Below are 6,382 nucleotides of genomic sequence, written 5' to 3'. Positions count from 1 at the left end.
CAAACCCCGCCTCCTTGGCCGGTTCTTCCTTCTTCTCTGCCTTCACCTGCATATCCGCCTGAGCTTGGGCAGATGCCAGCTTCTGTGCATCCTTGAACAGGCGTTCATGATGTTCTTCACGCATGTTATCAATCTTCATGCTTGTCAGGGAGCCATAGCTTAAGCCCTTCTGAATGGCAAGTCCCGGGTCATTGGTATGTACGTGTACCTTCACAATATCACTGTCCGCTACACATACAATGGAGTCACCAATGGATGCCAAAAATGCCTTAAATTCGTCTTCGTCCTTCTCATCGAAAGGCTTCTCAAGCATCACGATAAATTCCGTGCAATAACCAAAACGGATATTGGCTGTTTCAATCTCATCCAGTCCCATCTTGCCCGCATTGCCTGCTGGTGCAGAAGGTTTTACCTCTGCTGCAAAATCATCCGCTGTCTCAACACCTGTCAGGCAGTCATATGCACCCTTCAGTACAGTCATCAGACCCTGACCACCGGAATCCACAACACCTGCCTGCTTCAATACCGGCAGCATCTCCGGTGTCAGACTCAGCATGTAATCACCATACTCTATGATCTGACGAAAACCTTCTTCCAAATCATCTGTTGCATCAAAAATATCCGCTGCTTTCTCTGCCATGCCTCTTGCAACTGTAAGAATTGTACCTTCCTTCGGCTTCATAACAGCCTTATAAGCAGTCTCGCTTGCCTTCTTAAATGCTTCTGCTGCGATCACACTATCGATAACTTTCTCGTCTTTGATCGGGCGTGTAAAACCACGGAATAACTGGGACAGAATAACACCGGAATTGCCTCTGGCGCCTCTTAACGCTCCCTGGGAAATTGCCTTGGACAGGCTCTCCATATCAGGATCTGCCAGCGCACTTACTTCACGGGCAGCTGACATGATCGTCATCGTCATATTCGTACCTGTATCTCCATCGGGAACAGGGAAAACATTCAGTTCATTAATCCATTCTTTCTTTGATTCTATGCGTTTCGCACCTGCAAGGAACATGTTCTTCAACATATTCGCGTCAATCGTCTTTACTCCCACAACAGGGTCCTCCTTAATTGTTATACTAGTCAATCACTCGTACGCCTTCAACATAAATGTTGATCTTCTCAACCTTCATGCCTGTGAACGCTTCCACTTTATATTTTACATTATTCATTAAATTATCTGCAATCGTTGCGATATTTATGCCGTATACTGTAATAATATGGAAATCAATCGTAATCTGATTATCTTCATTGACCGTAACACCGACACCCTTTGTCATGCTCTCACGTTTGAGAAGCTTAACCAGTCCGTCCTTCACACTGATCATTGCCATACCGACAACACCAAAGCACTCAACAGCTGCCATACCTGCATACTTTGCAATAACATCTGTATCAACGGAAACCTGACCTATATCTGTAATAATACGTCCCTTCATATGGTACCTCCAATATTATTTCTATGTTCTACTCACCTATTATAACCGCTTTTTCCCGAAAAGAAAATAATTTTTTTATATTTTATAAAATCTGTACTTGCAATTATCGGTCGAATCTGTTATTATTGATTTGTTGTAAGCCTGTAAGGCGTTTTTGTGCGTCTCATTTAAGGTTTAATTTGGCACGAGGAGGTGTTTTACAATGGCAAAATGTGCAATCTGTGAAAAAGGAGCTCACTTTGGTATTCAGGTGTCTCATTCACATAGAAGATCAAATAAAATGTGGAAATCCAACATTAAGAAAGTGAAAGTGAACGTGAACGGTACACCATCTAAGATGTACGTTTGTACTTCCTGCTTACGTTCAGGATTAGTTGAAAGAGCTTAATATGCAAACTTAAAGCCCTGTTTCTTACGAAACAGGGCTTTTTTTCATCTTTATAGTCAGATAATCTAAAAATGACCAATACAAACACGCGTCCGTTTGAAATGGTCATTTTTAGATTCTGCAGCAAACATGACGTTTCGCAGCTCCGATTCACTATTTCAGTTGAAAAACAAACTCTTCCAGCGCCAGATGAATATGCATGCCATCTTCAAGTGTTTCCGGCTGCTCCGCCTCAATCTGCCGTCCATTCAGATAAATATGATTAGTCGAATTGCAGTCCACGATAAAATAAACATCTGTATCCTCTTTGTACTTGATCACTGCATGCAGACGGCTGATGGCCCGATTGCCCCTGATCACGTAATCACAGCAGGTATCCAGCTTTCCGATAATAAATGTCTGTTTATTCAGACTAATGATCTCGCCTGTCTTCTTTCTAATCAGATACGGCATCTTCTCATCCGATGTTTCTGCCTGTGCCTGTTCTTCTTCAAGTTCTGCCCGGATACTTTCTCTTAATTCTGTTTCCAACTCCCTGCGTGTTTCTTCACGGATCTGCTCCCGCAGTTCTTTCTCCAGTTCATGGCGCATATCTTCCCAAAGCTGGCTGCGCATGTACTCTGCATCTGCCGCAATATTGGCACTTTCTGTTTTAATCTGATCCGCTTCCTCCTCAATTGCCTCCAGAATAACGGTCTCCTCCGGCACTGCCGGTTCATCAGAAACAGTTTCTCCAGGTTCTTCCGGTTCAGCATCATATGTACGCAGAAGATCAGCCAGCTCTTTCAGTGTTTCCAATGCATGTATTTCCTGCTGAAGACAGGATTTCAACTGCTTTGCACACGCTCCTTCACCATATGTAAACTGTTCAAACATCTGTCTGACGCAATCCGTCAATGTGTATTCTTCATCTACAACTGCCTGACACGGCACAACCAGAATCACTAATTTGCCATTGCCCGGATTGACATAAATGTATTCCTTATCCAGCAGTACATATTCAATATCAATAAACGAATCCTCCAGATAAGCAAGAAGATGATAAAGATTCTCCATTGCAGAGGCCATCACCTCCGGCGTCAATTCGTCCGATGAGAATTCTGACCATTTCCTGTATCCGGTCACATCATAATTCACGGTAGATTTTGCTTTATTCATATGGCTTTCCGCAAAGCCCTCAATATCAGCCTCATTCAGCAGCTGCAGGATCACATCATCAATATCCTGCACTTTTTTATATTTATATGTTAAAAAAGTCCTTTCATTTTCAATCTGTAATTGCATTAACTGACTCATTTTTCTTGTCGCCTTCCGTTTTTATTTTGAACAGAACAGATTATAAGCCAAAATAAGACAAAATATAATCAGGCAGATGCCTAATACACAGGAATTGACAAACATCATAATGGTCATGCCTGCAGCTATCCAGAACAGGACAAAACCACACATCTTTTTCATGGCACTCCCCATTACAGAATACTCCTGTTTTATTCTATGCTTTTTAACCGATTCTGTTCTTCTGTCAAACAAGATAAAGCACGCTCTGTCGGCCTTACTCGCTACTCTTCTTCTGAAATGTGTTCAACCGCTGATTCCACAGCTGCATCATCTTCTGACTTGTTCATAAAACGATGAATCACATCCGGTGCCATATCAATAATCTTGCTGACAGGATCATTGTTGTTGACCGGTACCATACGAACAGAACCGTCTTTGATGACAAGCACCGCACTTGGCGTCATCTTGCCGCCCATACCGCCGCCTGCACTGTTTTTATGTTCCTGGCTCCATGCACCTGCACCGACGCCAAATGAAACATCCACCAGAGGCAGAATCAATGTATCGTTGACATGAATGGCCTCACCAACAACAGTTTTTGTTGTCAAAAAATTGTCCATTCCTTTAAAGAGAGATTCAACTGTTTCATTAAATGTGTGATCTGACATATCCAATTCCTCCATCCTCTTATTCGCCCTTTAACAGGACTTTAAATTGCTTCACCATTGAAAAAAATTGTTTGTTTAAAAAGCTTTTAACCGCAAATATAACTAAACTGACCGGCCGGATCCGACCATGACATTTTACTTCACCTTCCAGTATTTCTTCATTAAACTCCGGGCACAGCTCCATCTTCTCGCCGCAGATCGGATAAAGAATACTTAAACCGCCAAGAACCTGACCGGTTGTCGCCGGATCTTCAAAGCCAAAATGCAGATACAATCTGTCTGCCCTCGGTAATATTCTAAATAATAGTTTCTTCAGCCGATGCCAGAAAGCAATAAACCATTGATGGTTATGTGTTTCATTATAAAATGCAAGAAACGCTTCTTTCTTCTCACGGAGTTTTGTAAAGAAATTCTCAAGCTTTTCAAGTCCATCCATGATTTTTGACGGAATGCCCAAAATGCTGCAGATCAGAGAGAAAACGCCCCGGATCAACGACAGGATCTTATTGGCTGCGTTCTTAGCCAGACGAAGGATTTTCTCCACCACAGATTCCTTCGGTCCTTCAATCAGCTTCTCTTCATACTTCGCTGCTGATTCATTTTCCAGGTTCTCCGAAGATATCCTCTCCGGATGCACCGCTTTCGGCATTTCATTCTTCATTTCAGCCGCCTGTTCAGTTTTTATTGGCTGTACCTTTGCCTCCGGCTGTTCAGGCTTTGCTGCCTGAATTACCTTTTCCGACTGCTCAGATTCCGGCTTTGATTTAGTTTTTCTTGTTTTTTTCTGTTTTATACGTTTTTCCTTTGGTTTCTGATTGTCATACAGCTTCAGCCACGCAATCCTGAAACTCAGATGAAGACGCTTTCCTTCTTCAGCACCTGTATCCAGCTTAAAGACCATCTCAATCAGACGAAAGAGCCACGTAACCTTTCCTTCCGCCTGTATTGTATGATACTTCGAAGCACCGATTCGATATCGAATCGGTGTCACAAGGACGATGGCCAATACCAGCACAATCAAACCAAGAATGACAAGCAGTACAATGCCGATCAGTTTCAGAAGGAAAAGCAGTATATGTAATAACAGCACTTCTACACCCCTTTTTCATACTGAGATTCTTTATTCACTTTATTATCCAATCGACCGCTTCAGTTGTTTCTTCCAGTCGAACTCGATCAGATATTCTCTCCGGAATCTCTTAAATATGCCCTGATATCTGTGCTTCCTGTCTTCTTCAGAACATCAAGCACAATCTCTCCCGCCAGCAGACATGCCTCCCTGTAACTGCCGGCAAGTCCGATAACCAGCTGATCCTTCGGATACTGCTTCGATACACGAAGCAGGTCGCTGCCACATATATCTATCAGATCATCCTTACAGGCAGCCGGCATCAGACAATAGGTGCCTGTAAGCCGTTTTGTATGCTGAATCGCATACTGATAATACATTTTCTTTCCCTGAATGGATTCTCCCAAATACATTTTGTTATACCAGCGCATCATTAACTCCTGCTAATCATTGATAGTCTTTCCACTTTTATCATAATTAAACACAACCGCTTATCTTTTATAGCTGAAGGGCATCCCCCTCTACTGAACATGGGTATGGGTAAAAAGGTGGTCCTGACAATATTCATAGTTGCCGTTGCACTTGGAACAGAAGCGGAATTCCAGCTCCGGATTCGTCTCCTCCGTTCTTCCGCATACCGCGCAGCGATGTCTGCTCGGCATCTTCTTCACCGCCTTCTTGTAAGCCGCCCGTCTATGCATCTGGGCCGGTGAAACTCTCTTTCTCATGAAGCCAAAGAAAAAGATTACAAAATTGAGAAGTGCCATGGCAATAGAAATCTTCGTCCCGATGTTGCCGACGACCATCTCATAGACAAACAATGCAATGTCCAGATAAGCCAACCACTTGATCTTGATCGGGATCAAAAACATCAAAAGCATCTCCATATCTGGAAAAACAAACGCAAAAGCCAGGAACAGAGACATATTAATATAATAGGTATCCATGAGATAAACCTGTCCAGTCATGAAATAGGCGGCAAAAGAACCGATAATGGTAAATAAAACACCTGCAAAATAATACAGGTTAAATCTAAACGCCCCCCAAACGCGCTCCAGTGTCTGTCCAAGCATATAATAAAGATACAAAGTAAAAATAAAAAAGATCACATTCGAATTCGGTGACTGGATCAGAAATGTCACAAGTCGCCATACTTCACCGTGCAGGATCCGATAGGGATTCAAGCTCAGATAATAATAGTAAACCTGTGGTGATGCAATGTTGATAAATAAACCGATAATGTATAAAACGCAGATGTATTTCATCAGACCGGAAATCGCATAGCGGCCGAATTTTCTCTCCATTTTATTTAAAAATTTCTCCAATAGATTCTCTCCTTTACGTTTATTCTTATAAGCTATGCTGTAATTATAGATTTTCCATGAATTTTTGTCAATCAATACGGTGTAAAATATACAACTGCACAGCAGCGGATGGACAATATGCATCCGCTGCTGCCACTACTACTGTGCTTCCTGTCTCCGACGAAGAATCCGATTCGAAGGAATATTCAATACTGTTCCTTCGGCATAGGCCG

8 protein-coding genes are annotated in these 6,382 nt (G+C 42.5%); 1 reads left to right on the top strand and 7 read right to left on the bottom strand.

Going from position 1 to position 6,382, the window contains the following annotated elements:
• Together WMO25_RS13195 and WMO25_RS13190 are read right to left on the bottom strand one after the other, a co-directional pair.
• Positions 1-1,057 (bottom strand): DAK2 domain-containing protein (locus WMO25_RS13195; RefSeq protein ID WP_349085668.1); only part of this gene is annotated, 1,057 nt, incomplete at its 3' end.
• A gap of 25 nt (positions 1,058-1,082) precedes the next feature.
• A complete protein-coding gene (locus WMO25_RS13190) occupies positions 1,083-1,442 on the bottom strand; it encodes an Asp23/Gls24 family envelope stress response protein (protein ID WP_015514033.1) in 360 nt (119 codons plus the stop codon).
• A 202-nt stretch (positions 1,443-1,644) separates the two neighbouring features.
• On the opposite strand from WMO25_RS13190, the gene rpmB reads away from it, so the two are divergent.
• A complete protein-coding gene (gene rpmB, locus WMO25_RS13185; RefSeq protein WP_015514032.1) occupies positions 1,645-1,830 on the top strand; it encodes a 50S ribosomal protein L28 in 186 nt (61 codons plus the stop codon).
• 153 nt (positions 1,831-1,983) lie between these two features.
• Here the strand turns inward: rpmB and WMO25_RS13180 are convergent, their stop codons facing one another.
• From WMO25_RS13180 to WMO25_RS13160, 5 genes are all read right to left on the bottom strand, one after another.
• Complete coding sequence (locus WMO25_RS13180) at positions 1,984-3,126, bottom strand: DUF6382 and FHA domain-containing protein (protein ID WP_349085667.1); 1,143 nt, start codon at positions 3,124-3,126, stop codon at positions 1,984-1,986.
• 263 nt (positions 3,127-3,389) lie between these two features.
• On the bottom strand, positions 3,390-3,776 hold the full coding sequence (locus WMO25_RS13175) for a GerW family sporulation protein (protein ID WP_117539463.1): 387 nt from the start codon (positions 3,774-3,776) through the stop codon (positions 3,390-3,392).
• A 19-nt stretch (positions 3,777-3,795) separates the two neighbouring features.
• Positions 3,796-4,866: a DUF2953 domain-containing protein gene (locus WMO25_RS13170; protein ID WP_349085666.1), complete on the bottom strand. Its 1,071-nt coding sequence runs from the start codon at positions 4,864-4,866 to the stop codon at positions 3,796-3,798.
• Between the two features lie 86 nt (positions 4,867-4,952).
• Positions 4,953-5,279 carry a hypothetical protein gene (locus tag WMO25_RS13165; RefSeq protein WP_147322549.1) on the bottom strand — a complete coding sequence of 109 codons (327 nt, stop codon included), beginning with the start codon at positions 5,277-5,279 and terminating at the stop codon, positions 4,953-4,955.
• Between the two features lie 87 nt (positions 5,280-5,366).
• Complete coding sequence (locus WMO25_RS13160) at positions 5,367-6,293, bottom strand: rhomboid family intramembrane serine protease (protein WP_349085664.1); 927 nt, start codon at positions 6,291-6,293, stop codon at positions 5,367-5,369.
• Positions 6,294-6,382 lie beyond the last annotated feature (89 nt).

Source organism: Coprococcus intestinihominis (assembly GCF_040096555.1).
Classification (GTDB): Bacteria; Bacillota; Clostridia; order Lachnospirales; family Lachnospiraceae; genus Coprococcus_A; species Coprococcus_A intestinihominis.
This window is presented reverse-complemented; position numbering and strand designations above follow the sequence as displayed.

What these genes read in the sequence shown, in the direction of transcription:
- WMO25_RS13190 (WP_015514033.1), bottom strand. Translation starts at nt 1,442, where the DNA reads ATGAAGGGACGTATTATTACAGATATAGGTCAGGTTTCCGTTGATACA.
- rpmB (WP_015514032.1), top strand. Translation starts at nt 1,645, where the DNA reads ATGGCAAAATGTGCAATCTGTGAAAAAGGAGCTCACTTTGGTATTCAG.
- WMO25_RS13180 (WP_349085667.1), bottom strand. Translation starts at nt 3,126, where the DNA reads ATGAGTCAGTTAATGCAATTACAGATTGAAAATGAAAGGACTTTTTTA.
- WMO25_RS13175 (WP_117539463.1), bottom strand. Translation starts at nt 3,776, where the DNA reads ATGTCAGATCACACATTTAATGAAACAGTTGAATCTCTCTTTAAAGGA.
- WMO25_RS13165 (WP_147322549.1), bottom strand. Translation starts at nt 5,279, where the DNA reads ATGATGCGCTGGTATAACAAAATGTATTTGGGAGAATCCATTCAGGGA.
- WMO25_RS13160 (WP_349085664.1), bottom strand. Translation starts at nt 6,293, where the DNA reads ATGCATATTGTCCATCCGCTGCTGTGCAGTTGTATATTTTACACCGTA.